We start from the raw sequence: 25,328 nt of genomic DNA, 5'->3' as shown, positions 1-25,328 counted from the left end.
GCGGTGATCGCCCCTGCCAGCCCGCCCGGCGTCGCGCCGTCGCGCCGGGTCCGTCCGGACAGTGGCGCGGGCCACCGGCGTCGCACCCGTCATCGCCGGCCGTCCCGGCATCGACGCACCATGGTGGTATGACGGATAGCCGTACGCTGATGTCCCGGTGCCGGAGCACGTCGCCGACCAGCCGCTTCCCGGCCCGGTACGGCGGGCGCGTCGACCGCGCCGGCGTGGCGGACACCGGCCCGGCGCACCGGTGAGCGTCGTTACCGCGCCCACCGTCCGGCGGGCCACCGTGGTCTGGGCGGTGGCCGTCACCGCCTACCTGGCGGCGGTGTTCCACCGCAGCTCCCTCGGGGTGACCGGGGTGGAGGCCACCCACCGGTTCGCCATCAACGCCTCCGCGCTGGCCGTCTTCTCGGTCGCCCAGCTCGCCGTGTACGCGGCCATGCAGATCCCGGTCGGCGTGCTGCTGGACCGGTACGGCTCACGCCGGCTGCTGCTGGCCGGCGGGACGCTGATGGTCACCGGGCAGCTCTGCTTCGCCGTCGCCACCGACGTCCGGCTCGCCGTCGCCGCCCGGGTGCTGGTGGGTCTCGGCGACGCGATGACCTTCATCAGTGTGCTGCGGATCGTCGCGTTCTGGTTCCCGGGCCGCCGCAACCCGCTGCTGGTGCAGCTCACCGGCACCGTCGGTCAGCTCGGTGCGATCCTCGCCGCGGTGCCGCTGGTGGCGCTGCTGCACCGGGCCGGCTGGACTCCGGCGTTCCTGGTCGCCGCCGGGCTGGGGGCGACGACGATGCTGCTGGTGCTCGTCGCCGTCCGGGACGCCCCGCACGTCGGCCCGGACGTCGCCGTCACCCCCGCCCTGTCCACCGTGCGGCGGGAACTCGCCGCCGCCTGGGCCCAGCCGGGCACCCGGCTGGGCCTGTGGACGCACTTCGTCGCCCAGTTCTCGGGGGCCGTCTTCGCGCTGCTGTGGGGTTACCCGTTCCTGGTGCAGGGGCAGGGGCTGCCGCCGACGGTCGCCGCGTCCCTGCTCAGCCTGATGACGATCGGGACGTTACTGGCCGGGCCGGTGGTCGCCCACCTGTGCGCCCGGCACCCGTTCCACAGGTCGGCGCTGGTCCTCGTGGTCACCGGGGCCAGCGCCGTGGTCTGGGCGGTGGTGCTGGCCTGGCCGGGCCGGTCGCCGCACTGGCTGCTGGTGGTGCTGGTGCTGGTGCTGGCCCTGGGCGGCCCCGGCGCGGTGATCGGGTTCGACTACGCCCGCACCTTCAACCCGGTGCACCGCATCGGCAGCGCCACCGGCATCGTCAACGTCGGTGGGTTCGTCGCCTCGATCGTGCTGGTGCTGGCGATCGGGGTGGTGCTGGACCTGACCACCCCGGCCGGCGCGTCGGCCCCGCCGCTGTCGGCGTTCCGCTGGGCGTTCGCCGTGCAGTACCTGCTCTGGGCGGTGGGGGCGGTGCAGGTGCTGCGGTACCGCAACGCCGCCCGGCGGCGACACGCGCGGGCCACCGACGCCGGGCCGGTGGCGACGCCGGAGGTGACGGTGTGCGTACCGCCGGGGGAGCCGGCCGACGGTGCGGGTGAGCGACCGGCGGGCGGCGGGTCCGGCGGACCGATGGGTCGGGCGGCATGATCGCGGTAGGTTCGGCGGTGAGCGGGACCCATCCGGCGGTGCTGCCGGCAGGCAGGGAGGACACAGCGTGAGCCAGGAAGTCCGGGGCGTCATTTCACGGAGCAAGGGCGCTCCGGTCGAGGTCACCACCATCGTGGTGCCCGACCCGGGGCCCGGCGAGGCGGTGGTGCGGGTGCAGTCCTGCGGGGTCTGCCACACCGACCTGCACTACCGCGAGGGCGGCATCAACGACGACTACCCGTTCCTGCTCGGCCACGAGGCGGCCGGGGTGGTGGAACAGGTGGGCGAGGGCGTCACCGACGTCGCCCCCGGCGACTTCGTGGTGCTCAACTGGCGTGCCGTCTGCGGCGAGTGTCGGGCCTGCCGCCGGGGCCGGCCGTGGTACTGCTTCAACACCCACAACGCCGCCCGGAAGATGACCCTCACCGACGGCACCGAGCTGACCCCCGCCCTGGGCATCGGCGCGTTCGCCGAGAAGACCCTGGTCCACGCCGGCCAGTGCACCAGGGTCGACCCGGCGGCCCGGCCCGCCGCCGTCGGGCTGCTCGGCTGCGGGGTGATGGCCGGCCTCGGCGCGGCGATGAACACCGGCCAGGTCACCCGGGGGGACTCGGTGGCCGTCATCGGCTGCGGCGGGGTCGGCGACGCGGCGGTCGCCGGGGCCGTCCTGGCCGGCGCGACCACGATCGTCGCGGTGGACACCGACGGTCGTAAGCTCGACTGGGCGCGCAGGTTCGGCGCCACCCACACCGTCGACGCCTCCGCCGAGGACGCCGTCGCGGCGATCCGGGCCGCCACCGGCGGGTTCGGCGCGGACGTGGTGATCGACGCGGTGGGCCGGCCGGAGACCTGGAAGCAGGCGTTCTACGCCCGGGACCTCGCCGGCACCGTCGTGCTGGTCGGGGTGCCCACCCCGGAGATGACAGTCGACCTGCCGCTGCTGGACGTCTTCGGCCGGGGCGGCGCGCTGAAGTCGAGCTGGTACGGCGACTGCCTGCCCAGCCGGGACTTCCCGCTGCTCACCCAGCTCTACCTGCAGGGCCGCCTCGACCTGGACGCCTTCGTCACCGAGGAGGTCGCCCTGGACCAGGTGGAGGAGGCGTTCCGCCGGATGCACCACGGCGACGTGCTGCGGTCGGTGGTGGTGTTCCCGTGACCACCCGGGTCGACCACACCGTCACCTCCGGCACGTTCTCCCTCGACGGGCAGACCTTCGACGTCGACAACAACGTCTGGGTCGTCGGCGACGACACCGAGTGCGTGGTGCTCGACGCCCCGCACGACGTGGCCGCGATCCGCCGGGTCGTCGGTGACCGCCGGGTGGTGGCGATCCTCGCCACCCACGCCCACGACGACCATGTCCGGGTCGCCCCGGAACTGGCGAAGGCCACCGGCGCGCCGATCCTGCTGCACCCCGCCGACCGGGTGCTGTGGGACCTGGTGCACCCCGGGCTGGCCCCCGACGGGGAGCTGACCGACGGGCAGGAGATCACCGTCGGGGACACCGTCCTGCGGGTGCTGCACACCCCCGGGCACAGCCCCGGCGCGTGCAGCTTCCACGCCCCGGCGCTGGGGGCGGTGTTCACCGGGGACACCCTGTTCGCCGGCGGGCCGGGGGCGACCGGCCGGTCGTACAGCGACTTCGCCACGATCGTCGAGTCGATCCGGACCCGGCTGCTCACCCTGCCGGCGGACACGGTGGTGCACACCGGGCACGGCGACGACACCACAGTCGGCGCGGAGGCCCCGTACCTGCAGGAGTGGCTGGCGCGCGGGCAGTGAACCGCAGCCGGCCGGGCGGCGGGTGCCGCCCGGCCGGCTGCGGCCTAGGATCGGCCGGGTGACCGACGACGAGCGCCCCCCGGGCGTACGACAGCTGCGCCTGGTGGTGGAGGCCGAGGACTACGACGCGGCGGTGGCCTTCTTCCGGGACGCCCTGGGCCTGCCCGAGCAGGCCGCGTACTCCGGTGCCGGGGAGGCCCGGGTGGTGATCCTGGAGGCGGGCCGGGCGACCCTGGAGATCGCCAATCCGGCGCAGAAGCGGATGATCGACGACGTCGAGGTGGGCCGTCAGGTGGCCCCGAGGCTACGGCTGGCGTTCGAGGTGGACGACGCCGCCGCCGTGATGGGCCGGCTCGTCGCCGCCGGGGCCACCGAGATCGCCCCGCCCACCGTCACCCCCTGGCACTCGCTGAACTCCCGCCTCGACGCGCCCGCGGGCCTTCACCTCACCGTGTTCCAGGAGTTGCGGGACCTCGACGAGCGGTCCACCACCGACGGCTTCGGCACCGACGCCTGACGCCGGCGCGAGCCGTCCGCCCGGGGACCTGCCGTCGCCCGGCTGCGCCCTCCTGACCGGGGGCACGCCCGCCGGACGCTGCCGCGTCGTTTGAGCGATTCATCCGTTATGAAACCCCGAGGTGTGGCCTGCCGGTGACCCGGGTCACAGCCCGACGTGGCGTGCGCATTTCCGGAATGACCGACAGGGGCGGTGGGTTGTGTACCCCGTACCGCCGGTCACACACCCGGCCGGCGTGGCAGTTCCCCCGAGGCCCGCTCACCCCGGAGCGCGTCGCCACGATCGAAAGGGCAACCATCGTGAAGCTGGACTTCACTCGATGGCTCCCGGCCATCGCGAAGGACCGCAGGACCGCACTGAGCATCGCCGGCGTCGCCGCCCTCGGCGGCCTGGCGTTCGGGCCGGCCGCCGTGGCCGCTCCCGTCACCAGCGGGCCCCACGAGGGTGCCCGCGCCGCGATCGACCTGGCCACCGGCAAGGGCCGGCAGGGTGTCACCGTCGAGTCCGGTCTGACCACCGGCAGCCCCACCACCGAGGTGCCGGCCGGCAAGCCGAGCACCGACGATCTCGTGCCGCGCGGCGTCGAGGGTGCCCAGTCCCGCGTCCCGCTCGACGACGCGCAGCTCGCCAACGCCAAGGAGATCATCGCCGAGGCCAAGCGCAGCGGCGTGGGCGAGCGTGGCGCGGTGATCGGCGTGGCCACCTCGTTGCAGGAGTCGAAGCTGTACAACCTGGGGCACCTCGGCGCGTACAACGACCACGACTCGCAGGGCCTGTTCCAGCAGCGTCCCTCGTCGGGTTGGGGCACGCCCGAGCAGGTCACCGACCCGCGGTACGCCTCCCGGGCGTTCTTCGACGCGTTGAAGAACGTGCACGGCTGGCGGGACCTGCCGCTGACCACCGCCGCGCAGACCGTCCAGGTCTCGGCCTACCCGTACGCGTACGCCCAGTGGGAGCAGCAGGCGGCGGACATCGTCCAGCAGCTCTGGTGACCCGAATCCCGACCGGCCGGTCCCGTGACGGGGCCGGCCGGTCGGCGACGGTTCCCCCGGGGTCGGTGTCGCCGGTGGACGGCAGGCTCAGCGGCGGTGCGCGGCGCGGTGGTTCAGCACGATGTCGGTGGCCGCGGCGGCCAGGGCCAACACGACGATGCCCATGGCCAGCAGCAGGGAGTGCCGGAACGCGGCGGCCCACTGGCCGTCGGTGCTGGCCAGCGACGAGAAGAACAGCGCGCCGACGGCGGCGATGCCGGCGGCCGACCCGATCCGCTGGCCGGTCTGCAACATGCCGGCCGCGCTGCCCGCTAGCGGCACCGGCACCTCGGACAGGGTCAACGTCTGGTTCGGGGTGATCACCAGGCCGCTGCCCAACCCGGCGAGCAGCAGCGGCAGCGCGGTGAGCAGCGGAACCGAGCCGTGCGGGTCGCCGCGCAGCACGAACACCACCCCACCGAGCCCGATCAGCACCATGACCAGCCCGATCCCGACCAACGGCCGGCCGAACCGGGTGACCAGGCGGCCACCCAGGGCGGCGGCCAGCGCCGACCCGAGGGCGAACGGGGTGATCGCCAGGCCGGCGGTCAGCGCCCGGTAGCCGAGGCCGTTCTGCAGGTAGAGGGTGAAGATGAAGAAGATCGCGGTGAAGCCGCCGAAGTAGATCAGCGCGATCACCGCGCCGATCGTGTACGACCGCAGCCGGAACAACCCCAGGTCGAACAGGGGGGTGCGGGTGCGCCCGTACCGGTGCTCCCAGAACCCGAAGCCGGCCAGGACCACCAGCCCGGCCGGGATCAGCGCCCACTTCCACGGGCTGGGCCACTGTTCCCGCTGCACCAGGGGCAGCAGCAGGAGCGTCACGCCGACGCCGAGCAGCAGCACCCCGACCGGGTCGAGCCGGTGCCGGTCGAGCCGGCCGGCGGCCCGGGTGGGCAGCAGCCGCCAGCCGAGCAGCACCGCGACCACCCCGACGGGGACGTTGACGAAGAACACCCACCGCCAGCCGTGGTCCTCCCCGCCGAGCTGGATGAGCAGGCCGCCCAGCAGGGGGCCGACGGCGGTGGAGATACCGATGGTCGCGCCGAGCAGGCCGAACGCCCGGCCCCGCTCCGCGCCCCGGAACAGCTGCTGGATCAGGCCGGTCACCTGCGGGTTGACCACCCCGGCGGCAACGCCCTGCAGGAGCCGGGCGGCGACCAGCCAGGTCGGGGACTGGGCCAGTCCGGCCAGCGCGCTGGTGAGGGTGAACAGGGCGACCCCGACCACGAAGGCGTTGCGGCGGCCCCGGGCGTCGCCGAACCGGCCGGCCGGCACCAGGACCAGTCCGAAGGTCAGCGCGTAGCCGGACAGCACCCACTGCAGGTCGCTCGGGCTGGCCTGCAACGCCCGTTCCATCGACGGGACGGCGACGTTGACGATGCTGACGTCCAGCAGCGTCATGAACGCCGCGACGAGGCCGACGCCGAGGGCCTGCCAGCGGCGGCGGTCGTCGGTGGGGCCGGTCATGGAACCGTCGGTGGCGCGGCGGTCCCGCGCGGACCGGTGATCGGGCATGTCGGAGCGCTACCCGGGGACCGGTGCGGCAAACCGGGGTCGGGTCCGGCCGCCCGGCGGGGCGCGGTGGCGCTCACGTCGGCTGGCGGGCGCACCAGCGGGGGCCGAAGTCCAGTCCGGCCAGCGGCGAGTCCTCCCGGTGCAGCAGGCCCTTCTCGGTGAGCTGGCGCAGGGGGGCGTGGACGTCCTGCTCGGTCAGCCCCGCCTCCTCGGCGATCAGGTCGGGGTAGGGCACCTGGCCGCGCGTCTCCAGCACGCTGACCGCCTCGTAGACACGTACCTCGGCCTCCGACAGACGTACCTGCTGCATGGTGCCCTCCTTGCCGTGACCCGGCCGGCCGGTCGGGCGGTCCGGGTGGCGCGGCTTACCCGCTGGCCGCTCGACAATGCCTGCCCGACGGCCGGTCGTGTGCGCCCCCGGACGGGCCGGTGCCCTACCCTGGACGGCATGATCATCTGGGATCTCGTCGTGGTCGGCGCCGGGCCGGCCGGGCTCAGCGCCGCCCGGGAGGCCGCCGCGGCCGGCGTGCGGACGCTGGTGCTGGACCGCGCCGTGCACCCCCGCTACAAGACCTGCGGGGGTGGCCTGATCGGCACCTCGCTGTCGATGGTGGCCGGCCGGATCGAGGTGCCGGCGCACGACCGGGTCGACCGGGTCACCTTCACCCGCGACGGCCGCTGGGGCTTCACCCGCCGGCACGGCACCCCGCTGGTGACCATGGTGCGCCGCGACGAGTTCGACGACAGGTTGCGCGCGGCGGCGGTGTCCGCCGGGGCCGAGGTCCGCGAGGGTGTCGCGGTACGCGCCCTCGACCAGGACCCCGACACGGTACGCGTCCGACTGGCCGACGGTTCCACGGTGACCGCCCGGACGGTGATCGGGGCCGACGGTTCCGCCGGGGTGACCGCCCGCCACGTGGGTGTCCGGTACGGCCAGGTGGATCTGGGTCTGGAACGGGAGCTGCCGGTGTCACCCGCGCAGGCGGCCCGCTGGCGGGGGCGGCTGCTGCTGGACTGGGGCCCGTTCCCCGGCGCGTACGGCTGGGTGTTCCCCAAGGGGGACGTGTTGACCGTCGGCGTGATCGGGGCCCGGGGCGAGGGCGAACGCACCCGCGCCTACCTGCACGGCTTCCTCGACCGGTTGGGCCTGGCGCAGGTGCCCGCCGCGCACGACTCCGGGCACCTGACCCGGTGCCGGGTCGACGACTCGCCGCTGCGCCACGGCCGGGTGCTGGTGGCCGGCGACGCGGCCGGTCTGCTGGAGCCGTGGACCCGGGAGGGGATCAGCTACGCTCTGCGCTCCGGAACGCTGGCCGGCGCGGCGGTCGCCGCCGGTGAGCTGGACCGCTACCCCCGCGACGTGCACGAACGCCTGGTGCCGTCGATGCGCGCCGGGCGGCGGATGCTGACGTTGTTCGCCCGCCGCCCGGAGCTGTGCCACGCGTTCGTGGCGACCCCGGCCGGCTGGTCGATGTTCGTCCGGTTCTGCCAGGGCCGGCTGAGCTTCGACCGGACCATGGACCGGATGCCGGTGCGGGCCGTGGCGGCCCTGCTGCAACGGCTGCCCGCCCGGGGCCCGCAGCCGGCCGTGCCACCCGGCCGGTGACCCGCCGGTCCGCAGCGGGGCCGACGGAGCCGGTCAGGGCACGATCACCGCGCGGCCGTGGATCTCGCCGGCCCGCAGCAGGTCGTACGCCTCGGGGGCGCGGTCCAGCGGGAAGGTCTGCACGTCGGCGGTGAGCAGCCCGGCGCGGCCCAGGGCGATCACCTCCTGGAGTTCGGCCCGGGTGCCCCAGAACGGGACCTCGACGCTGGTCTCCAGCGGCACGGTGGGCGGCTCGTCGGCGACCGGCCGCACCGGCAGGGTGCCGCCGCCCAGCCCGACCAGCAGCAGCCGGCCGCCGGTGGCGACGACGCTGCGGGCGGTGGTGAGGGTGGCGTCCACCCCGACGCAGTCGATGACCACGTCCGCGCCGTCGGGTGCCGGGCCGACCAGTTCCCGGATCCGGTCGACGGTGTCCGGGCCGGCCGGCACCACGTGGTGCGCGCCGACCCGGGTGGCCAGGTCGAGGGCGGCGACGTTGCGGTCCACCGCGATGATCCGCACGGCGGTGGTGGCGGCGAGGATCTGCACCGCCATGTGCCCCAGCCCGCCGATGCCGATCACCACGACCGACGTCCCGGGCCGCAGCGCCGGCCGGGCCAGCTCGATCGCGTGGTACGGGGTCAGCCCGGCGTCGGTCAGCGGTGCCGCCTGGGTCACCGCCAGGTCGCCGACGGGCAGCAGCCGGGAGGCGGGCACCAGCACGTGCTCGGCGAGTCCGCCGTCGCGGCTGAGTCCGATCCCGCCGACCGGCACGGTGCGGCACTGGTTCTCCCGGCCCCGCAGGCAGCCCCGGCAGGTGCCGCAGCCGATGATCCCGTAGACGGCGACCCGGTCCCCGGCGGACCAGCCGGTGACGCCGTCGCCGAGGGTGTCCACGGTGCCGGCGATCTCGTGTCCGAGGGTGATCGGGGTGGGGAAGACACCCGGCGGGGCGTCGAGGATGTGCAGGTCGGAGTGGCAGGCCCCGACCGCGCCGACGCGTACCAGCACGTCACCGGGGCCGGGCGTCGGGGTGGGCACCTCCACCTGTTCGAGCACCCCGGGGGCGGTCATCCGTACCGCGCGCATGGTCTCGTCCTCTCGTCGCCGACGGTCCCGCGCGCTTACCCCTCCCGCCGGCCTTGATGCCGGGCGCACACTACGGGTCACGGGCGAATCCGGGGCCCGCCGGACGGCGTCGGGACCGACGGCCGGGCGGCTCAGAAGACCGGCACGCCGGCGCGGACCAGCCGCCAGTTCGGCACGAAGAAGTCGGCCGGGTCGATGGTGCCCCGGGCCTGCGCCCAGTCGATGAGCAGCTGGCGGATCTCCTGCTGCGCGTTGTAGACCTGGGTGGTCACGATGCCGGGGAAGTTCCCGCCGCCGCTGCGCCGGTAGTTGTTCACCGCGACCACGAACTGCGCGTCGGCGGCGGCCGGGGTGTCGGTGCCGGGCAGCACCAGCCGGGTGATCCGCTGTCCGACCGGCCGGGAGACGTCGACGTCGTAGTCCAGCCCGGAGATCACGTCGTAGTTGTAGTCGGGGACGGCCGGGTCGCTGATCGTCGCCGGGTCGACAGGTGCGCCGACCGGCAGCGTGGTGAAGTACTTCGCCGAGTACTCCAGGTACGCCTTCACCTCGGCGCCGGTGAGCACCACCGCCTCCAGGGTGTTGTCGTAGACGTACAGCCCGGCGACGTCGCGGATGCGCACGTCACCCTGCGGGACGACGGCGGTCCGGCTGAACGGCGCGGCGATCGACAGCACCGGCAGCGCCGCGTACGGGCCGCCGGTGAGCGCGGCGGTGACCACCTCGGTCTGCACGTGGTTGATGAAGTCCAGGATCGGGGTGTCCCGGTAGCGCGACTCGGCCGCCGACAGCTCCTGCGCGGACCGGGCGACCACCGTGTTGACGTACCCGACGGTCGTGGCGTGCTGGCCCCGCACGGCGGCGAGCACCGTCGGGTCCTCGACCACGGTGTTGGTGTTGAGCATGGTGGCGCCCTTGGCGACGACCTTCCAGCGGCCCCGCTCCCGGGTCAGGGTGAAGTCCATCCGGGTCAGCCGCTGGCCCCACTTGGACGGTTCGGCGGTGAGCACCTGCGCGCCGGTGGCGGTGTTGGTGACGAACTTCTCCACCACCTCGTTGTGGGCGTGGCCGAACAGGATCGCGTCGATGCCGGGGACCTGCTGGGCGATCAGCGCCACCGGGTTCTCGTTGGGCAGCTCCGGGCCGTAGCTGGAGGTGCCGCTGTCGCCGCCGTGGGCGGAGACGACGACCAGGTCCGCGCCGCGTTGCCGCATGACCGGCACCCACTTCGCGGCGGTCTCCACCATGCCCGGGAAGACCAGCTTGCCCTCGACGTTGCCCCTGTCCCAGATGGCCACGCCGGGGTTGGTCAGGCCGAGGATGCCCACCGTCAGGGTCGGCGAGCCGGGCCCGCCGGGACGCACCCGCTTGAGCACGTACGGCTGGAACGCCGGCCTGCCGGTCCTCGCGTTCACCGCGTTCGCGGCCAGCGCCGGGAAGCCCAGCTGGCCGATCCAGGTGGCCAACAGCGGCAGCCCGTAGTTGAACTCGTGGTTGCCCAGCGTCACCGCGTCGTACCGCAGGATGTTCATCGCGCGGGCCATCGGGTGCGTCGCGCCGGTGACGGTGATCGGCTCCTGCTTGGCGTAGTACGTGGCCAGCGGGGTGCCCTGGATGGTGTCGCCGGCGTCGAGGACCAGGGTCGCCCGGCCCCGGCGCTCGGCGCGGATCTGGTTGACCAGGGTGGCGAGCTTGGCGACGCCGACGTCGTTGTGCTTGCCGTCGTCGAACTCGGCGTCGCGGTAGTAGTCCCAGTTGTAGACGTTGCCGTGGGTGTCCGAGGTGCCCAGGACGGTCAGGTCCCAGGTCTTCGGACCCTTCGGACCCTGCCGCTCGGCCGCCCGGGCGGGCGCGCCGGCGATCAGCGGGGCGGTCGCCGCGGCGGCGGCGACGGCCAGCACCTGGCGGCGCGAGGTGCCGGAGGAGGAGGTCATGGGGTGCCCTTCGACGGGGATGGACGCGCCTCGTGGGCGCCGTTGCGCACCATAACGAGCAGCGTTCACTCCTGCCACAGTGGCCCGCGGTGTTCCGCCATCCCGCCGTCACCGGTCACCTGCCTGACACACCGGCGTCGTCGGGTGTCCGGCGCGGGTTGTTTCCGACCGAACCGCCGGGGTAGGTGAGCAGTGACCCAGAAGGGACCGAACCAGGCAGGGAGCCGCACGGTGAGCCAGGACCAGTACACCCCGCAGGACCCGAACGACCAGTACGGCCACCAGGAGGGTCAGCCGGCCCAGCAGCAGTCGACGCCCGGCCGGACCGACCGGATGGGGCCGGAACCCGACCACGGCGAGACGTCGTACCGGGGCAGTGACCGGCTGGCGGGCAAGCGGGCCCTGATCACGGGCGGTGACTCGGGCATCGGCCGGGCGGTGGCGATCGCGTTCGCCCGGGAGGGCGCCGACGTGGTCGTGTCCTACCTCGACGAGGACGAGGACGCCGACGCCCGGGAGACCGTGCGGCTGGTCGAGGAGGCCGGCCGCCGGGGCGTCGCGGTGCGGACCGACCTGACCGACGAGCAGCACTGCCGTGACCTGGTCGACCGGACGGTGACCGACCTCGGCGGGCTGGACATCCTGGTCAACAACGCGGCCTACCAGATGGCCCAGGACGACGGCATCGAGGCGATCAGCACCGACCAGTTCGACCGGGTGATGAAGACCAACCTGTATGCGATGTTCTGGCTCTGCCGCAGCGCCCTGCCGCACCTGAAGGAGGGCGCGACGATCATCAACACCACCTCGATCCAGGCGTTCGACCCGTCGCCGCCGCTGCTGGACTACGCCACCACCAAGGCGGGCATCGCCAACTTCACCAAGGGGCTCGCCGCGCAGCTCGCCGACCGGGGCATCCGGGTCAACGCGGTCGCGCCCGGCCCGATCTGGACGCCGCTGATCCCGGCGACCATGCCGCCGGCGAAGGTGGAGAAGTTCGGCACCGACACCCCGCTGGGCCGGGCCGGGCAGCCCGCCGAACTGGCCCCCGCGTACGTCTTCTTCGCCTCGCAGGAGTCCAGCTACGTCACCGGGGAGATCCTGGGCGTGACCGGCGGCCGGTTCACCAAGTGACCGCCGCGTCCGCCGGGCCGGGGCCCCCGCTCCGGTCCGGCGGTCAGCGGGGCCAGTCGGCCAGCCGGCGGCGGACCTGCGCGATCTGCGCCGGGTCCAGGCCGTAGCGGGCGAGCCGCCGGTCCGGCAGCCGGTCCAGGTAGCGGCCGGCGGCCCGGACGTCGTCGTCGGCCAGGGCCGGGTCCACCTGCCGGGCCAGCGTCAGCAGCTCGTCGACCGGGTACTGCGCCAGCGCGGCGGCGACGTCGATGTAGTCGCGGGCCTCCCGACGGTTGACCAGGGCGGCGGTCTTGTTGGCGACCAGGTCGCGGACGTCCATCACCGGGCCGAGGTCCATCACCACCGGTGAGCGGTACCGGTCGAGGCGGGCCAGGCTGAGCCGGATCTGCCTGTCGTCCCGGCCGACCACGAAGTCCCGGATGTCCCTGTCGAAACCCTCGAACAGGTCACCGAGGTCGCTGTCCGGGTCGGCCGCCGCGACGGTGTACCCGGCGCGTTCCAGCGCGGCGCACACCTCCGCCGCCGCCGCCTCGGCCGCCCCCTCCACGTCGGCGAACAGGTCGACGTCCTCGGTGGGGCGGGTGACCAGACCGTGGGCCGCCCACGCCACCCCGCCGCCGAGGACGAACCGGTGCGGCCCGGCCGCGGTGAGGGCGACCCGGGCGACCTCCCGGTAGAAGTCGTGCAGGTGGGTCACGCGGTCCGCAGACCCCGGTGCCGGCTCTCCCAGGCCGCCCGGACCCCCCGGGGCAGGTTGAGCCGCCGCCACACCCGGCGCAGGGTGCGTCCGTCGATCAGCGCCCGCAGGTCGTCGGCGCGGGTGGTCTCCCGCAGCACGTTCTCGTACAGCCAGAGCAGGTCGTCCGGTTCGGCCAGGTCGAACGTGCGTTCGCTGCTCCACATCAACCGGACCGGCAGTTCCACCACGCCGCCGGTGGGGCCGGTCAGCTCCGCCAGGGTGCGCGCCACCACCACCGGCCGGCCCGGCCGGGCCAGGTGGGTGGCGGTCGCCAGGGTGGCCTGCATGCTGTCAGGGTAACGCCGCCGCGACCTGCTCCGGCACGCGACTTTCCCCGAACCGTCGCCGCCCGTGCCCGCGCCGCCCGGCACCGGCCCTGCGCGACCGGGGCGGGGACGGCCGGGCCCGGGGTATCCTGGTGGGCAGGAGCGTCGGTGTGTCCAGTGTCCCCGGGCCTCACCTGAATCGCCGTCGCGGAGTTCCGTCCGGCTGGAGCCGCGTCGCGCCACGCGCCGAGAGGCGACATGCACGCCGGCGCTCCGCCACCACGATCGCTTCCCCCGACCGGTCCGGTCGGGGGAAGCGCCGTATCGGTGCGAAGGATCCTCGCACCCGGGTCGCATCCTCCGCCGCGCTGGCCTATGTTCAGGGGGTCGGTCCATGCCGGGAGGGAGGTGCGCGGTGGGTCTGCGTACCTTCATCGCGGGCTGGCCGGTCTACCGGCAGCTCACCGGCACCGACCCGCTGGGCCGGGGCGCGGCGGCGCAGTCGGGCCGTTCCGCCGGGCTGACCGCCCGCACCGAGACCGCCGACCGGGTGGCCCGTTCGGTCTGCCCGTACTGCGCGGTCGGCTGCGGGCAGCGGGTGTACGTCTGCGACGGGCACGTCACCCAGATCGAGGGCGACCCGGACAGCCCGATCTCCCGGGGCCGGCTCTGCCCGAAGGGCTCGGCCAGCAGGAGCCTGGTCACCAGCCCGCTGCGGCAGACCACCGTCCGCTACCGGCGGCCGTATGCCACCGAGTGGGAGGATCTCGACCTCGACACCGCGCTGGACATGATCGCCGACCGGGTCCTCGCCGCCCGCGAGCAGACCTGGGAGGACGTCGACGGCGACGGCCGGCCGCTGCACCGCACGCTGGGCATCTCCAGCCTGGGCGGGGCGACGCTGGACAACGAGGAGAACTACCTCATCAAGAAGCTGTTCACGGCGATGGGGGCGCTCCAGATCGAGAACCAGGCCCGCATTTGACACTCCGCCACCGTCCCCGGTCTGGGGGCCAGCTTCGGTCGCGGTGGCGCGACGGACTTCCAACAGGATCTCGCCAACGCTGACGTCATCGTCATCCAGGGGTCGAACATGGCCGAGGCCCACCCGGTGGGCTTCCAGTGGGTCATGGAGGCCAAGCGGCGCGGCGCGAAGGTCTTCCACGTTGATCCCCGGTTCACCCGTACCAGCGCGGTGGCCGACACGTACCTGCCGATCCGGGCGGGCACCGACATCGCCCTGCTCGGTGGCGTGGTGCGCTACATCCTGGACAACGAGCTGGACTTCCGGGAGTACGTGCTGGCGTACACGAACGCGGCGACGATCGTCAGCGACCAGTTCGCCGACACCGAGGACGGCGACGGCCTGTTCTCCGGCTACGACCCGAACACCGACAGCTACGTGCAGACCAGCTGGCAGTACGCCGGGCACGAGGGGGACTCCGGCAGCGGCCACACCGCCAAGGAACGCGACAGCGCGGCCGGGCTGCGGCACGAGTCGCACGGCGCGCAGGTGCACGGGCAGGCCCAGCGGGACGAGACGCTCCAGCATCCGCGCTGCGTCTACCAGATCCTGCGCCGGCACTTCGCCCGCTACACCCCGGAGCTGGTGGAGCGGGTCTGCGGCATCCCCCGGGAGAAGTTCCTGGAGCTGGCGCGGGCCTGGACGGAGAACTCGGGCCGGGACCGCACCGGCGCGCTGGTCTACTCGGTGGGCTGGACCCAGCACAGCGTCGGCGTGCAGTACATCCGCACCGGGGCGATCATCCAGTTGCTGCTGGGCAACATGGGCCGGCCGGGCGGCGGCATCCTGGCGTTGCGCGGGCACGCCAGCATCCAGGGTTCGACGGACATCCCGACGCTGTTCAACCTGCTGCCCGGCTACCTGCCGATGCCGCACCACGCCGACCACCCGACGTTCGACGAGTGGGTGGACAGCATCCGCCACCCCGGGCAGAAGGGCTTCTGGGGCAACGCGCGCGCGTACGCGGCGAGCCTGCTCAAGGCGTACTGGGGGGACGCGGCGACCCCGGACAACGACTTCTGCTACGACCACCTGCCCCGGATGACCGGCGACCACGGCACCTACCAGCAGGTGCTCGACATGATCGACGGCAAGATCAGGGGGTACTTCCTGCTCGGCCAGAACCCGGCGGTCGGCTCCGCGCACGGGCGGGCGCAGCGGCTCGGCATGGCCAATCTGGACTGGCTGGTGGTCCGCGACCTGTTCATGATCGAGAGCGCCACGTTCTGGAAGAACGGCCCCGAGGTGGCCACCGGCGAGATCGTCCCGACCGAGTGCCGCACCGAGGTGTTCTTCCTGCCGGCGGCCTCACACGTGGAGAAGGAGGGCACCTTCACCCAGACCCAGCGGCTGTTGCAGTGGCGGGAGAAGGCCGTCGAGCCGCCGGGCGACGCCCGCTCCGAGCTGTGGTTCTTCTACCACCTGGGGCGGCGGCTGCGGGAGAAACTGGCCGGCTCCCCCCACCGCCGCGACCGCGCCCTGCTCGACCTGGCCTGGGACTACCCCACGCACGGCGAGCACGACGAGCCGAGCGCCGAGGCGGTGCTGCGTGAGATCAACGGCTACGACGTGTCCACCGGCCGTCCGCTCGCCTCGTTCGCCGAGGCGAAGGACGACGGCAGTACCGCCGTCGGCTGCTGGATCTACTCCGGCGTCTACGCCGACGGCGTCAACCAGGCCGCCCGCCGCCGGTCCCGGCACGAGCAGGACTGGGTGGCCGCCGAGTGGGGCTGGGCGTGGCCGGCGAACCGGCGCATCCTCTACAACCGGGCGTCGGCCGACCCGCAGGGCCGACCGTGGAGCGACCGCAAGAAGTACGTCTGGTGGGACCCGCAGGCCGGCGAGTGGACCGGCTACGACGTGCCGGACTTCGAGAAGACGAAACCGCCGACGTACCGGCCGCCGCCGGGGGCGTCCGGCCCGGCGGCGCTGGCCGGCGACGACCCGTTCGTCATGCAGGCCGACGGCAAGGGCTGGCTGTACGCGCCGAGCGGGGTGCTCGACGGCCCGCTGCCGACGCACTACGAGCCGGCGGAGTCGCCGCTGCGCAACCCGCTCTACGGCCAGCAGGCCAACCCCACCCGCAAGGTCTACGCCCACCCGGTGAACTCGGTGAACCCGAGCCCGCCGCAGGAGCACAGCCAGGTCTTCCCGTACGTGTTCACGGTCAGCCGGCTCACCGAGCACCACACCGCCGGGGCGATGAGCCGGACGGTGCGCCCGCTGGCCGAGCTGCAACCGGAGATGTTCGTGGAGGTGTCCCCGGAGTTGGCCGCCGAGGCGGGGCTGACCCACCTGGGCTGGGCGCACCTGATCAGCGGGCGCGCGGTGATCGAGGCGAAGGTGCTGGTCACCGACCGGCTCACCCCGTTGCGGGTGGACGGTCGGATCATCCACCAGCTCTGGCTGCCGTACCACTTCGGGTACGAGGGTCTGGTCACCGGCGACTCGGCCAACGACCTGTTCGGCATCACCCTGGACCCGAACGTGCTCATCCAGGAGAGCAAGGTCGGCACCTGCGACGTCCGGCCGGGCCGGCGACCGACCGGCCCGCCGTTGCGGGACCTGGTCGAGGCCTACCGTCGACGGGCCGGGATCGTGCCCGGTGAGCGTCCGCCGACGGTGACGACGCCGGTGCTGCGGTCGGCCGGTCGAAGCGACGACGGGCCCCGGGAGAAGGGCGGCGACCATGCCTGACGCCAACAGCCTCTACGGCCCCCTCGATCCGGCCCCGGACGCGGGCTGGACGGCTGCCGGCCCCCGGATGGGGTTCTTCACCGACACCAGCGTCTGCATCGGCTGCAAGGCGTGCGAGGTGGCCTGCAAGGAGTGGAACGCCGTCCCCGAGTCCGGCTTCGACCTGCTCGGCATGTCGTACGACAACACCGGCGCGTTGACCGCGAACTCCTGGCGGCACGTGGCCTTCGTCGAGCAGCCGGTGCCGGCCGGGCACCGTAGCGCGACCTTCGCCGGCAATCCGACCGGAGGGTCGGCCAGCGCCACGTCGGCGGCGGTCGCCGCCGGCACCGGCGGCGTCAGCGGCACCACCCCGGGTGTCCCCACGGGCAGCCCCGACGCCGCCGCCCGGATGGCCGGCACCGGGTCGTCCGCCGCCCCGCACGACGCGGGCCCCCGCTTCCTCGGGATGCCGGGGACCGCACCGCCCGGTCGGGGCACCGGTGCCGAGACCCGCACCGACTTCCGCTGGCTGATGATGTCGGACGTCTGCAAGCACTGCACCCACGCCGCCTGCCTGGACGTCTGTCCCACCGGGTCGCTGTTCCGCACCGAGTTCGGCACCGTCGTAGTGCAGGAGGACATCTGCAACGGCTGCGGCTACTGCATCTCCGCCTGCCCGTACGGGGTGATCGACCAGCGTAGGGGTGACGGTCGGGCGTGGAAGTGCACGCTGTGCTACGATCGGCTCGGCGCGGGCATGACCCCGGCCTGCGCCCAGGCCTGCCCGACCGAGTCCATCCAGTACGGTCCCCTCGACGAGCTGCGCGACCGGGCCGCGCAGCGGGTCGCCACGCTGCACGGGCGGGGCGTGCCGGAGGCCCGGCTCTACGGTCACGACCCGACCGACGGCGTCGGCGGCGACGGCGCGTTCTTCCTCCTCCTCGACGAGCCCGAGGTGTACGGGCTGCCACCGGACCCGGTGGTCACCACCCGGGACCTGCCCCGGATGTGGCGGCGGGCCGGGCTGGCGGCGCTGGCGATGACGGCGGCGGCCGTCGCCGCGTTCGTCGGGGGGTCGTCGTGACGACCGCCGGCCGGCTCCCGGTGGGGGAGCGGTTCCGGGGTTTCCGTGCCCGGCTCGCCGCCGACGGTCTCTTGCGGCCGCAGCGTTCCTCGGCGCGGCTCGGCCACGGCCCGAAGGTCGGCGTCGGCCCGGCCGCCGCCGCGCCCCCGGCCGACACTGCGGGACCGGCCGGTGCCGTGGGCGCTGCCGACGCGCCGGTCGTCGTACCGCCCCGGGACGTGCCGCCGGTGCGGCGGCAGCGCCGTGGCCGGGGTGGGCGCGGCGGTGGTGAGGAGGTGCGCGTCCCGGAGGCGGAGTTCACGTCCTACTACGGCCGGCCGATCCTCAAGGCCCCGGTGTGGCGGTGGGACATCGCCGCCTACCTGTTCACCGGTGGGTTGGCCGCCGGGTCGTCGCTGCTTGCCGCCGGGGGGCAGCTCACCGGCCGGCCGGCGCTACGGCGGGCCGGCCGGGTCACCGCGTTGGGCGCGGTCACCGCCAGCGCCTACTTCCTGATCAACGACCTCGGCCGGCCGGCCCGGTTCCATCACATGCTGCGGGTGGCGAAACCGACCTCCCCGATGTCGGTGGGCACCTGGATCCTCACCGCGTACGGCCCGGCCGCCGGGTTGGCCGCCGTCGCCGAGGGCGCACCGCTGCTACCGGCACGTGGCGTGTTCTCCCCGGTCCGTCGGCTGCTGCCACCGACCGGGCAGGTCGCCGGGTTGGCCGCCGCCGCCGTCGCGCCGGCGCTGGCCACGTACACCGGGGTGCTGCTGGCCGGCACGGCGGTGCCGTCCTGGCACGAGGCGTACCCGGAGCTGCCGACCATCTTCGCGGGCAGCGCCCTGGCCAGCGGCGCCGGTGTGGGGCTGCTGGCCGCGCCCTGCGCCCAGGCCGGGCCGGCACGCCGGATGGCGGTGGCCGGGGCGGCCCTGGAACTGTGGGGCGCGCAGTCGGTGGAGACCCGGCTGGGCCTGCTCAGCGAGCCCTACCGGCTCGGTACGGCGGGCCGGCTGCTGCGCGCCGGTCGTCTGCTCACCGCCGCCGGGGTGGTCGGGGCGCTGGCCGGGCGGCGCAGCCGGGTGCTGTCCGCGCTGTCCGGCACGGCGCTGCTGGCCGCGTCGGTGGCCACCCGGTTCGGCATCTTCCACGGCGGGGTGGCCTCGGCGCGGGACCCGAAATACACGGTGCTGCCGCAGCGGGAACGGATCCGTCGCCGCGAGGCCGGGCAGGTCTGAGACCTCGCCGCGCCACCGGCACGGCCCTGTGGTTGACTCGGGGGCGGAGGCGTTCAGGCGGCTGGTGCCCCTCCCAGCCTTCAAAGCTGGTGTGGTCCGGGACCCGGGCCAGGCGGGTTCGATTCCCGTCCGTCTCCGCCAACCGTCTGCGGGGGAGATGACAACGCATGGGTGAGGCGGCGGCCGATCCGCGTCGGCGGGTGCCCCGCACCGACACGGTGCTGGCCGATCCGGCGCTGGCCGCGGCGGTGGCGACCCTCGGCCGGGCCCGGGTCAAGGCGGCCGTCGGCCACGCCCAGCAGCGGGCCCGGCACGGTGAGATCACCCCCGACGAGGTCCGCGACGCCGCCCTCGCCGCACTGCCCGCCCCCACCCCCCGGGCGGTGCTCAACGCCACCGGGGTGGTGCTGCACACCAACCTCGGTCGGGCCGTGCTGTCCCGGTCCGCCGTCGACGCGCTGGTCGCCGCCGCGGGCAGCACCGACGTGGAGTTGGACCTGGGCACCGGTCGCCGGGCCCGTCGCGGCCGGGAGGCGCTGGCCGCGCTGGCCGCCGCGGTGCCCGACGCCGCCGCCGTGCACGTGGTCAACAACGGGGCGGCGGCCCTGGTGCTCGCCGCGACCGCGCTGGCCGCCGGCCGGGAGATCGTGGTCAGCCGGGGTGAGCTGGTGGAGATCGGTGACGGTTTCCGCCTGCCCGACCTGCTGGCCAGCACCGGCGCCCGGTTGCGCGAGGTCGGCACCACCAACCGCACCACCCGCGACGACTACGCCCGGGCGGTCGGCCCGGACACCGGTTTCGTGCTGAAGGTGCACCCGTCCAACTTCGTCGTCACCGGCTTCACCTCGGCCGTCGGCGTCGACGAGCTGGCCACCCTCGGTGTGCCGGTGGTCGCCGACATCGGCTCCGGCCTGCTCACCGCCGACCCGCTGCTGCCCGCCGAGCCGGACGCGGCGGGCACCCTGCGGGCCGGGGCGCACCTGGTCACCGCCAGCGGCGACAAGCTCCTCGGCGGCCCGCAGGCAGGGCTGCTGCTCGGCGACGCCGACCTGGTCGACCGGTTGCGCCGGCACCCGCTGGCGCGGGCGCTGCGGGTCGACAAGCTGACCCTCGCCGCGCTCGCGGCCACCCTGCACGGGCCGACCACCCCGACCCGCGACGCCCTGCACGCCGACCCGGCCGTGTTGCGGGACCGCTGCGAACGGCTACGCGACGCCCTCGGCGCGGCGGGCCGCAAGGCCGAGGTGGTGCCCAGCGTCGCCGTGGTCGGCGGGGGCGGCGCACCCGGCGTCACGCTGGACTCGTGGGCGCTGAGCCTGCCCGAGCGGTACGCCGCACCGCTGCGGGTGGGTGACCCGCCGCTGCTCGGCCGGGTGGTCCGGGGACGGCTGCTGCTGGACCTGCGCTGCGTCCCCGCCGACGCCGACGACACGCTGCGCGACGCGGTGCTGCGGACGGCCGACTGAGATGCACGTCGTCGCCACCGCCGGGCACGTCGACCACGGCAAGTCCACCCTGGTCCGGGCGTTGACCGGGATGGAACCGGACCGGTGGGCGGAGGAACGCCGCCGGGGGATGACCATCGACCTCGGCTTCGCCTGGACCACCCTGCCCGGCGGTGACCCGGTCGCCTTCGTCGACGTGCCGGGGCACGAGCGGTTCGTGCCGAACATGCTCGCCGGGGTGGGGCCGGTGCCGGCCGCGCTGGTGGTGGTCGCCGCCGACGAGGGGTGGATGCCGCAGTCGGCCGAACACCTGGCCGCCCTGCACGCCCTCGGGGTGTCCCACGGGCTGCTGGTGGTGACCCGGGCGGACCTGGCCGATCCGGGACCGGCGACGGCGCAGGCCCGCGTGCAGCTCGCGGCGACCTCGCTCGGCGCGGTGGAGTCGGTGGCGGTCAGCGCGGTCACCGGCGGCGGCCTGCCGGAGCTGCGCGCCGCCCTGGCCCGGCTGGTCGCCCGGCTGCCCGCGCCGGACCCGGACCGGCCGGTGCGGCTGTGGATCGACCGGGCGTTCACCATCCGGGGCAGCGGCACCGTGGTCACCGGCACCCTCGGCGGCGGTGAACTGCGTGTCGGTGACCGGTTGACGCTCGCCGGCACCGGCGAGCCGGTCCGGGTGCGGGGCCTGCACCGGCTCGGGACGCCCGCGCAGCGGGTCGCCGCGGTGGCCCGGGTGGCGGTCAACCTGCGCGGGGTGCCCCGGGAGCGCCTCGGGCGGGGCGACGCGCTGCTCACCCCCGACCGGTTCCACCGCACCGACCTGGTCGACGTGCGGCTGGCCGGTGATCCGGCCGGTGACCTGCCGGCGACGCTGACCCTGCACGTCGGGTCGGCGGCCGTTCCCGTCCGGATCCGACCGTTGGGCGGCGACACCGTACGGCTGCGGCTGGCCCACCCGCTGCCGCTGCTGACCGGGGACCGGGCGTTGCTGCGTGACCCGGGTCGGCACCACGTCTGCGGTGGGGTGACGGTGCTGGACGTGGCCCCGCCGCCGCTGTCCCGTCGGGGTGCCGCAGCCGCCCGCGCCGCCGTCCTGGCCGACCTGGACGGGCGTCCCGACCTGGCCGGTGAGCTGCGTCGCCGTCGGCTCGTGCGGGCCGGCGAGCTGACCCGGATGGGTGTCACCGGCGACGCCACCCCGGTCGTCGGGGACTGGCTGGCCGACCCGGCGCACTGGCGGTGGCTGGGGGCGCGGCTGGTCGAGGAGGTGACCGCCTGGGCGACCGCGCACCCGCTGGAGCCGGACGCCCCGACCGAGGCGTTACGGCAGCGCCTCGGCCTGCCCGACCGGGCCCTGGTGGAGGCGCTGGTCAGGCCACCGTTGACGGTGCGGGCCGGCCGGATCGGCACCGGCGTCCCCGGGCTGCCCGAGCCGGTGGCGCGGGCGATCGACCGGGTCCGGGGCGAGTACGCCGCCCACCCGTTCCGCGCGCCGGAGGCCGACCGCCTCGCCGCGCTGGGCCTGGGCCCCCGGGAGGTGGGTGCCGCCGTGCGGGCCGGTGCGCTGCTGCGGCTGGCGGAGAACGTGGTGCTGCTGCCCGACGCCGCCGACGACGCGGTACGGGTGCTCGCCCGGCTGCCGCAGCCGTTCACGCTCAGCGCCGCCCGGCAGGCCCTGGACACCACCCGCCGGGTGGCGGTGCCGCTGCTGGAGCTGCTGGACCGGCGCGGAATGACCCGTCGGCTGCCCGACGACGCCCGGATGGTGGTCGGCTCCGGTTGACCGGGCCGCCGGCAGGTGTTTCCGTGGCACGGTGCTGGCGAACGGCCCTCCGCCCGGCCCGGGGTCGCCTACCGTGACGCCATGGGCCCTTCGGCGGTCTGGCGGGACCGGAACCATCGCTGGCGGATCGAGGCGTACCGGGCGCCGGACCTGCGGTTCGCCATCTTCGCCACCAACGGCACCACCGAGTCGGCCCCGCTGTGGTTGTTCGGCATGGCGGCGCTGGCCCGCTGGTTGATGACCCACGCCATCTCCCTGGACGACCTGGAGACCGACTGACCCGTCGGGGGTGTCGCCCGGACGGGGGAATCTGTCGGCGAAGGTCGGCTTCTGCGCCGGGACCACCCGTACGGTGCGGGGCGTGAAGGACCGAGGAATACGGACGTTTCTGGCGGTGCTCGCCGGACTCGCGGTGATCTACTTCGGGGTGACCGGGCACCGCTCCACCGAGGACGGCGGCGGGGTCTCCGGCGGTGTGGTGCTGTTGGCCCTGCTGGCCGCCCTGCTGGTGTGGTACCTGACCAAGCCGGCGGGTAACAAGCCGGTCGACTGACCGGTCGCACCTCAGCGGGCCGTGGCCGCGGTACGGGTCACCTCGCCCGCCGACTCCTCGCCGAGGGCCACCCGCACCAGCGCCGACGCGAGCCGGCCGAAGTCCGGCTCGGCGACCAGCCCGGCCAGCCCGTGCGGATCGGCCGGCAGGCCGAGGCGTTTCGCCCCGGCCAGGGTGCGCCGGTCGGCGTACGGGCGGACGTCCGGCCAGACCGTCTGCGCCTCCCGCAGGAAGATGTCCGCCCCGGTCGGGCCGATCCCCGGGAACTCGGTCAGCCGTCGTCGCAGCGCCGCCGGTTCGCCCCCGGTGTCCCGGTGCATCCGCCGCAGGTCACCGTGCCAGCGGTCCAGGCACAGCCGGGCACCGGTGCCCAGCATGGTGGCGGTCCGCTCGTCGTAGCGGCGGTAGTGGCCGCGTCCCAGGGCGTCGACCCGGTCCTGCCAGCCCGACGCCTCCATCGCCTGCGGGGTACGCCAACCGGCGGCGAACAGTTCGCGGGCGGCGGCCACCGCCACCCGGGCCCGGATCCGGGTGCTCAGCAACGTGGTGAGCACCAGCAGTTGGTAGAGCGGGCCGGGCCGGTCGGCCAGCGCGATGCCGGCGTCCTCGGCGTAGGTGCTGCCCTGCCGGGCCAGCAGCGTCCGGGCCACCCGTCGGTCGTCTCCCATCACCCGGTACTACCCGTCCTGCCGCCGCTCAGCCCTGCTGCGGGTGGCCGACGTGCGACCGGCCCGCATGCGGCCCCCGGTGACGGGTAACCCGGCGACGGGCGCGGAGCACCCGTGCCCGTCCACCCGGAAGGAGACACCCGTGACGAACGTGCAGCAGCCCGAGATGCGCCGCAACGGGAAGAACCCGACCGTGCAGGACAGCAAGGGGCCGGGCGCGACCGGTCACCCGGCCAACCGGGGCACCTCGGCGGGGGACCGGGGCCGTCCGACGCCCCGTGGGCAGGCGTCTCCGTACGGTCCGGGCGCGTCGACCGCCGCCGACGACAGCGACCGCGGCTGACCCGCGCCGCCGCCCGACCGGTGATCCCCGTCCGGTCCGGGCGGCGCGCACAGACGGCCGGGCCGACGTCCCCGCCCGGGGAACGCCGGCCCGGCCGTGCCGCTCACTTCGGGTCGCCGGGTCCGCGTTCCCCCTTCGGCCCGTAGGCCCGGTCACCCCGGACCATGCCGCGCTGGCCCCGGTCCTCCTGGAGGATCCGGTTGGCGACCTGGTTGGCCTCCTGGTCGGACGCGCGCCCCGACTGTTCGATCAGGTCACGCAGCCGCGCCCGTTCCTTGTCGTACGCGTTGCTTCCCGGCCGTGGTCCTGGCATGTCGCCTCCTCGGTGGTCCGCCTGCGGTACCCGCGCCGACTACCCGTCCCCGGCCGGGCCAACCGCCCCCAGCGCTCACCGGCCTCCCGACGGCTCCCGTACCACCGCCACCGGGCAGGCGCTGCGGTGCAGCACCCCGTGGCCGACCGAGCCGAGCAGCAGCCCGGCCAGTTCGCCGTGGCCCCGACCGCCGACCACCACCAGTTGGGCCCGGTGGGACGCCTCGGTGAGGGCGGCGACCGGGCGGGCGTGCACGGGCTCCCGGTCGATCGGCAGTCCGGGGTGTCGTGCGGTGAGCCCGGCGAGGCTCCCGGCGAGCACGTCGTCCTCCTCGTCGCGTAGCCGGGCCTCGTCGTACACCAGGGGTTGGAGGTCCCCGGGGCCGGCGGAGGCCGGGTGGGTGTACGCGTGCACGGCCCGCAGCCGGACTCCACGCGCGGCGGCCTGCGCGGCGGCGAAGTCCACCGCGGCGCGGGAGGCCGCCGACCCGTCGACCCCGACCACCACCGGGCCGTCGTCGGCCGGGGTGCCCCGGGCGACCAGCACCGGGCAGTCGGCGTGGGTGCTGACCTGGATCGCCACCGAGCCGACCACCAGGGCGCCGAACCCACCGAGGCCCCGGTCGCCGAGCACGATCATCGCCGCGGCGGGTGAGGCGCCCAGCAGCACCGCCGACGCCTCGCCGTCGATGATCTCCCCGGTCACCCGGACGTCGGGGCTGACCGTGCGGGCCTGTGCCACCGCCGCCTCGACCAGGTTCTGGGCGGTGCGGCGCAGCCCGCCGCCGGGCGGGTCACCGGCGACCGGGTCGATCGGCGTGTGCAGCAGCGGCCAGATGAAGCCGTGCACCACCCGCAGCGGCCGGTGCAGGCGGGCCGCCTCCGTGGCGGCCAGCCGGACGGCGCGCAGCGCCGGCTCGGAGCCGTCCACGCCCACCACGATCGCCGCGTCGTCCGCCGAGTCCACCGTGCGCACCTCCTGCCCG

General features: G+C 74.8%; 25 protein-coding genes and 1 tRNA gene. 17 read left to right on the top strand and 9 right to left on the bottom strand.

Going from position 1 to position 25,328, the window contains the following annotated elements; all coding sequences use genetic code 11:
* Positions 1 to 128: 128 nt before the first annotated feature.
* The 6 genes from Q2K16_RS04810 (at position 129) to Q2K16_RS04785 (ending at position 4,930) form a co-directional block, all read left to right on the top strand.
* The gene (locus tag Q2K16_RS04810) at positions 129 to 254 is read left to right on the top strand and encodes a hypothetical protein (protein WP_302743782.1); all 126 of its coding nucleotides are present in this window, start codon (positions 129 to 131) and stop codon (positions 252 to 254) included.
* Entirely contained in the window at positions 251 to 1,639 is a 1,389-nt protein-coding gene (locus Q2K16_RS04805; protein ID WP_302743781.1) for an MFS transporter, read from the top strand. The genes Q2K16_RS04810 and Q2K16_RS04805 overlap by 4 nt, the downstream gene beginning before the upstream one ends.
* 67 nt (positions 1,640 to 1,706) lie before the next feature.
* Positions 1,707 to 2,795: an S-(hydroxymethyl)mycothiol dehydrogenase gene (locus Q2K16_RS04800; protein WP_302743780.1), complete on the top strand. Its 1,089-nt coding sequence runs from the start codon at positions 1,707 to 1,709 to the stop codon at positions 2,793 to 2,795.
* Positions 2,792 to 3,421: an MBL fold metallo-hydrolase gene (locus Q2K16_RS04795; protein WP_302743779.1), complete on the top strand. Its 630-nt coding sequence runs from the start codon at positions 2,792 to 2,794 to the stop codon at positions 3,419 to 3,421. The genes Q2K16_RS04800 and Q2K16_RS04795 overlap by 4 nt, the downstream gene beginning before the upstream one ends.
* A gap of 58 nt (positions 3,422 to 3,479) precedes the next feature.
* Positions 3,480 to 3,938 (top strand): VOC family protein, encoded by a 459-nt coding sequence (locus Q2K16_RS04790; RefSeq protein ID WP_302743777.1) that lies wholly within the window; start codon positions 3,480 to 3,482, stop codon positions 3,936 to 3,938.
* Positions 3,939 to 4,237: 299 nt separating this feature from the next.
* A complete protein-coding gene (locus tag Q2K16_RS04785) occupies positions 4,238 to 4,930 on the top strand; it encodes a hypothetical protein (protein WP_302743776.1) in 693 nt (230 codons plus the stop codon).
* 87 nt (positions 4,931 to 5,017) lie between these two features.
* Here the strand turns inward: Q2K16_RS04785 and Q2K16_RS04780 are convergent, their stop codons facing one another.
* Together Q2K16_RS04780 and Q2K16_RS04775 are read right to left on the bottom strand one after the other, a co-directional pair.
* Positions 5,018 to 6,439: an MFS transporter gene (locus tag Q2K16_RS04780; RefSeq protein ID WP_302746369.1), complete on the bottom strand. Its 1,422-nt coding sequence runs from the start codon at positions 6,437 to 6,439 to the stop codon at positions 5,018 to 5,020.
* A 121-nt stretch (positions 6,440 to 6,560) separates the two neighbouring features.
* Positions 6,561 to 6,797 carry a hypothetical protein gene (locus Q2K16_RS04775; RefSeq protein WP_302743775.1) on the bottom strand — a complete coding sequence of 79 codons (237 nt, stop codon included), beginning with the start codon at positions 6,795 to 6,797 and terminating at the stop codon, positions 6,561 to 6,563.
* A 138-nt stretch (positions 6,798 to 6,935) separates the two neighbouring features.
* On the opposite strand from Q2K16_RS04775, the gene Q2K16_RS04770 reads away from it, so the two are divergent.
* Positions 6,936 to 8,093, top strand: coding sequence for a geranylgeranyl reductase family protein (locus Q2K16_RS04770; protein ID WP_302743774.1), 1,158 nt, complete (start codon positions 6,936 to 6,938; stop codon positions 8,091 to 8,093).
* Positions 8,094 to 8,126: 33 nt separating this feature from the next.
* Here the strand turns inward: Q2K16_RS04770 and Q2K16_RS04765 are convergent, their stop codons facing one another.
* Both Q2K16_RS04765 and Q2K16_RS04760 read right to left on the bottom strand, forming a co-directional pair.
* The gene (locus tag Q2K16_RS04765; protein WP_302743772.1) at positions 8,127 to 9,161 is read right to left on the bottom strand and encodes an NAD(P)-dependent alcohol dehydrogenase; all 1,035 of its coding nucleotides are present in this window, start codon (positions 9,159 to 9,161) and stop codon (positions 8,127 to 8,129) included.
* A gap of 131 nt (positions 9,162 to 9,292) precedes the next feature.
* Complete coding sequence (locus tag Q2K16_RS04760) at positions 9,293 to 11,095, bottom strand: bifunctional metallophosphatase/5'-nucleotidase (protein WP_302743771.1); 1,803 nt, start codon at positions 11,093 to 11,095, stop codon at positions 9,293 to 9,295.
* Between the two features lie 231 nt (positions 11,096 to 11,326).
* Here Q2K16_RS04760 and Q2K16_RS04755 point away from each other — a divergent pair, with 231 nt between their 5' ends.
* Positions 11,327 to 12,229 carry an SDR family oxidoreductase gene (locus Q2K16_RS04755; protein WP_302743770.1) on the top strand — a complete coding sequence of 301 codons (903 nt, stop codon included), beginning with the start codon at positions 11,327 to 11,329 and terminating at the stop codon, positions 12,227 to 12,229.
* A gap of 43 nt (positions 12,230 to 12,272) precedes the next feature.
* Here the strand turns inward: Q2K16_RS04755 and Q2K16_RS04750 are convergent, their stop codons facing one another.
* Both Q2K16_RS04750 and Q2K16_RS04745 read right to left on the bottom strand, forming a co-directional pair.
* On the bottom strand, positions 12,273 to 12,926 hold the full coding sequence (locus tag Q2K16_RS04750; protein WP_302743769.1) for a nucleotidyl transferase AbiEii/AbiGii toxin family protein: 654 nt from the start codon (positions 12,924 to 12,926) through the stop codon (positions 12,273 to 12,275).
* Positions 12,923 to 13,255: a hypothetical protein gene (locus Q2K16_RS04745; protein WP_088645866.1), complete on the bottom strand. Its 333-nt coding sequence runs from the start codon at positions 13,253 to 13,255 to the stop codon at positions 12,923 to 12,925. The genes Q2K16_RS04750 and Q2K16_RS04745 overlap by 4 nt, the downstream gene beginning before the upstream one ends.
* Before the next feature lie 394 nt (positions 13,256 to 13,649).
* Between Q2K16_RS04745 and fdh the strand changes: the two genes are divergently transcribed.
* The 8 genes from fdh to Q2K16_RS04705 all read left to right on the top strand — a co-directional run bounded on the left by fdh (position 13,650) and on the right by Q2K16_RS04705 (position 23,019).
* On the top strand, positions 13,650 to 16,955 hold the full coding sequence (gene fdh / locus Q2K16_RS04740) for a formate dehydrogenase (protein ID WP_302743767.1): 3,306 nt from the start codon (positions 13,650 to 13,652) through the stop codon (positions 16,953 to 16,955).
* The gene (locus Q2K16_RS04735; protein ID WP_302743766.1) at positions 16,948 to 18,021 is read left to right on the top strand and encodes a 4Fe-4S dicluster domain-containing protein; all 1,074 of its coding nucleotides are present in this window, start codon (positions 16,948 to 16,950) and stop codon (positions 18,019 to 18,021) included. The genes fdh and Q2K16_RS04735 overlap by 8 nt, the downstream gene beginning before the upstream one ends.
* Before the next feature lie 227 nt (positions 18,022 to 18,248).
* Positions 18,249 to 19,241, top strand: a complete 993-nt coding sequence (nrfD, locus tag Q2K16_RS04730; protein ID WP_489671900.1) for an NrfD/PsrC family molybdoenzyme membrane anchor subunit — start codon at positions 18,249 to 18,251, stop codon at positions 19,239 to 19,241.
* Positions 19,242 to 19,286: 45 nt separating this feature from the next.
* Positions 19,287 to 19,382: transfer RNA gene (locus Q2K16_RS04725), tRNA-Sec, on the top strand.
* Between the two features lie 26 nt (positions 19,383 to 19,408).
* Positions 19,409 to 20,707 carry an L-seryl-tRNA(Sec) selenium transferase gene (gene selA / locus Q2K16_RS04720; protein ID WP_302743764.1) on the top strand — a complete coding sequence of 433 codons (1,299 nt, stop codon included), beginning with the start codon at positions 19,409 to 19,411 and terminating at the stop codon, positions 20,705 to 20,707.
* A gap of 1 nt (position 20,708) precedes the next feature.
* Positions 20,709 to 22,466 (top strand): selenocysteine-specific translation elongation factor, encoded by a 1,758-nt coding sequence (gene selB / locus Q2K16_RS04715; RefSeq protein ID WP_302743763.1) that lies wholly within the window; start codon positions 20,709 to 20,711, stop codon positions 22,464 to 22,466.
* A gap of 81 nt (positions 22,467 to 22,547) precedes the next feature.
* Positions 22,548 to 22,745, top strand: coding sequence for a hypothetical protein (locus Q2K16_RS04710; protein ID WP_302743762.1), 198 nt, complete (start codon positions 22,548 to 22,550; stop codon positions 22,743 to 22,745).
* Between the two features lie 82 nt (positions 22,746 to 22,827).
* Entirely contained in the window at positions 22,828 to 23,019 is a 192-nt protein-coding gene (locus tag Q2K16_RS04705; RefSeq protein ID WP_088645872.1) for a hypothetical protein, read from the top strand.
* Positions 23,020 to 23,030: 11 nt separating this feature from the next.
* Here Q2K16_RS04705 and Q2K16_RS04700 read toward each other — a convergent pair whose 3' ends face one another.
* Positions 23,031 to 23,687 carry a hypothetical protein gene (locus tag Q2K16_RS04700; RefSeq protein WP_302743761.1) on the bottom strand — a complete coding sequence of 219 codons (657 nt, stop codon included), beginning with the start codon at positions 23,685 to 23,687 and terminating at the stop codon, positions 23,031 to 23,033.
* Positions 23,688 to 23,829: 142 nt separating this feature from the next.
* Between Q2K16_RS04700 and Q2K16_RS04695 the strand changes: the two genes are divergently transcribed.
* Positions 23,830 to 24,030, top strand: a complete 201-nt coding sequence (locus Q2K16_RS04695) for a hypothetical protein (protein WP_302743760.1) — start codon at positions 23,830 to 23,832, stop codon at positions 24,028 to 24,030.
* Between the two features lie 103 nt (positions 24,031 to 24,133).
* On the opposite strand, the gene Q2K16_RS04690 is transcribed toward Q2K16_RS04695, so the two are convergent.
* Together Q2K16_RS04690 and Q2K16_RS04685 are read right to left on the bottom strand one after the other, a co-directional pair.
* Positions 24,134 to 24,343: a phosphatidylethanolamine-binding protein gene (locus Q2K16_RS04690; RefSeq protein ID WP_204959771.1), complete on the bottom strand. Its 210-nt coding sequence runs from the start codon at positions 24,341 to 24,343 to the stop codon at positions 24,134 to 24,136.
* 75 nt (positions 24,344 to 24,418) lie between these two features.
* Positions 24,419 to 25,309 carry a universal stress protein gene (locus Q2K16_RS04685; RefSeq protein ID WP_302743758.1) on the bottom strand — a complete coding sequence of 297 codons (891 nt, stop codon included), beginning with the start codon at positions 25,307 to 25,309 and terminating at the stop codon, positions 24,419 to 24,421.
* Positions 25,310 to 25,328: the final 19 nt, after the last annotated feature.

The sequence above is a fragment of the Micromonospora cynarisoli genome, assembly GCF_030518815.1.
Taxonomy (GTDB): domain Bacteria; phylum Actinomycetota; class Actinomycetes; order Mycobacteriales; family Micromonosporaceae; genus Micromonospora; species Micromonospora wenchangensis.
The sequence above is the reverse complement of the archived record's forward strand: the minus strand, read 5'-3'. Positions and strand labels throughout refer to the sequence as shown.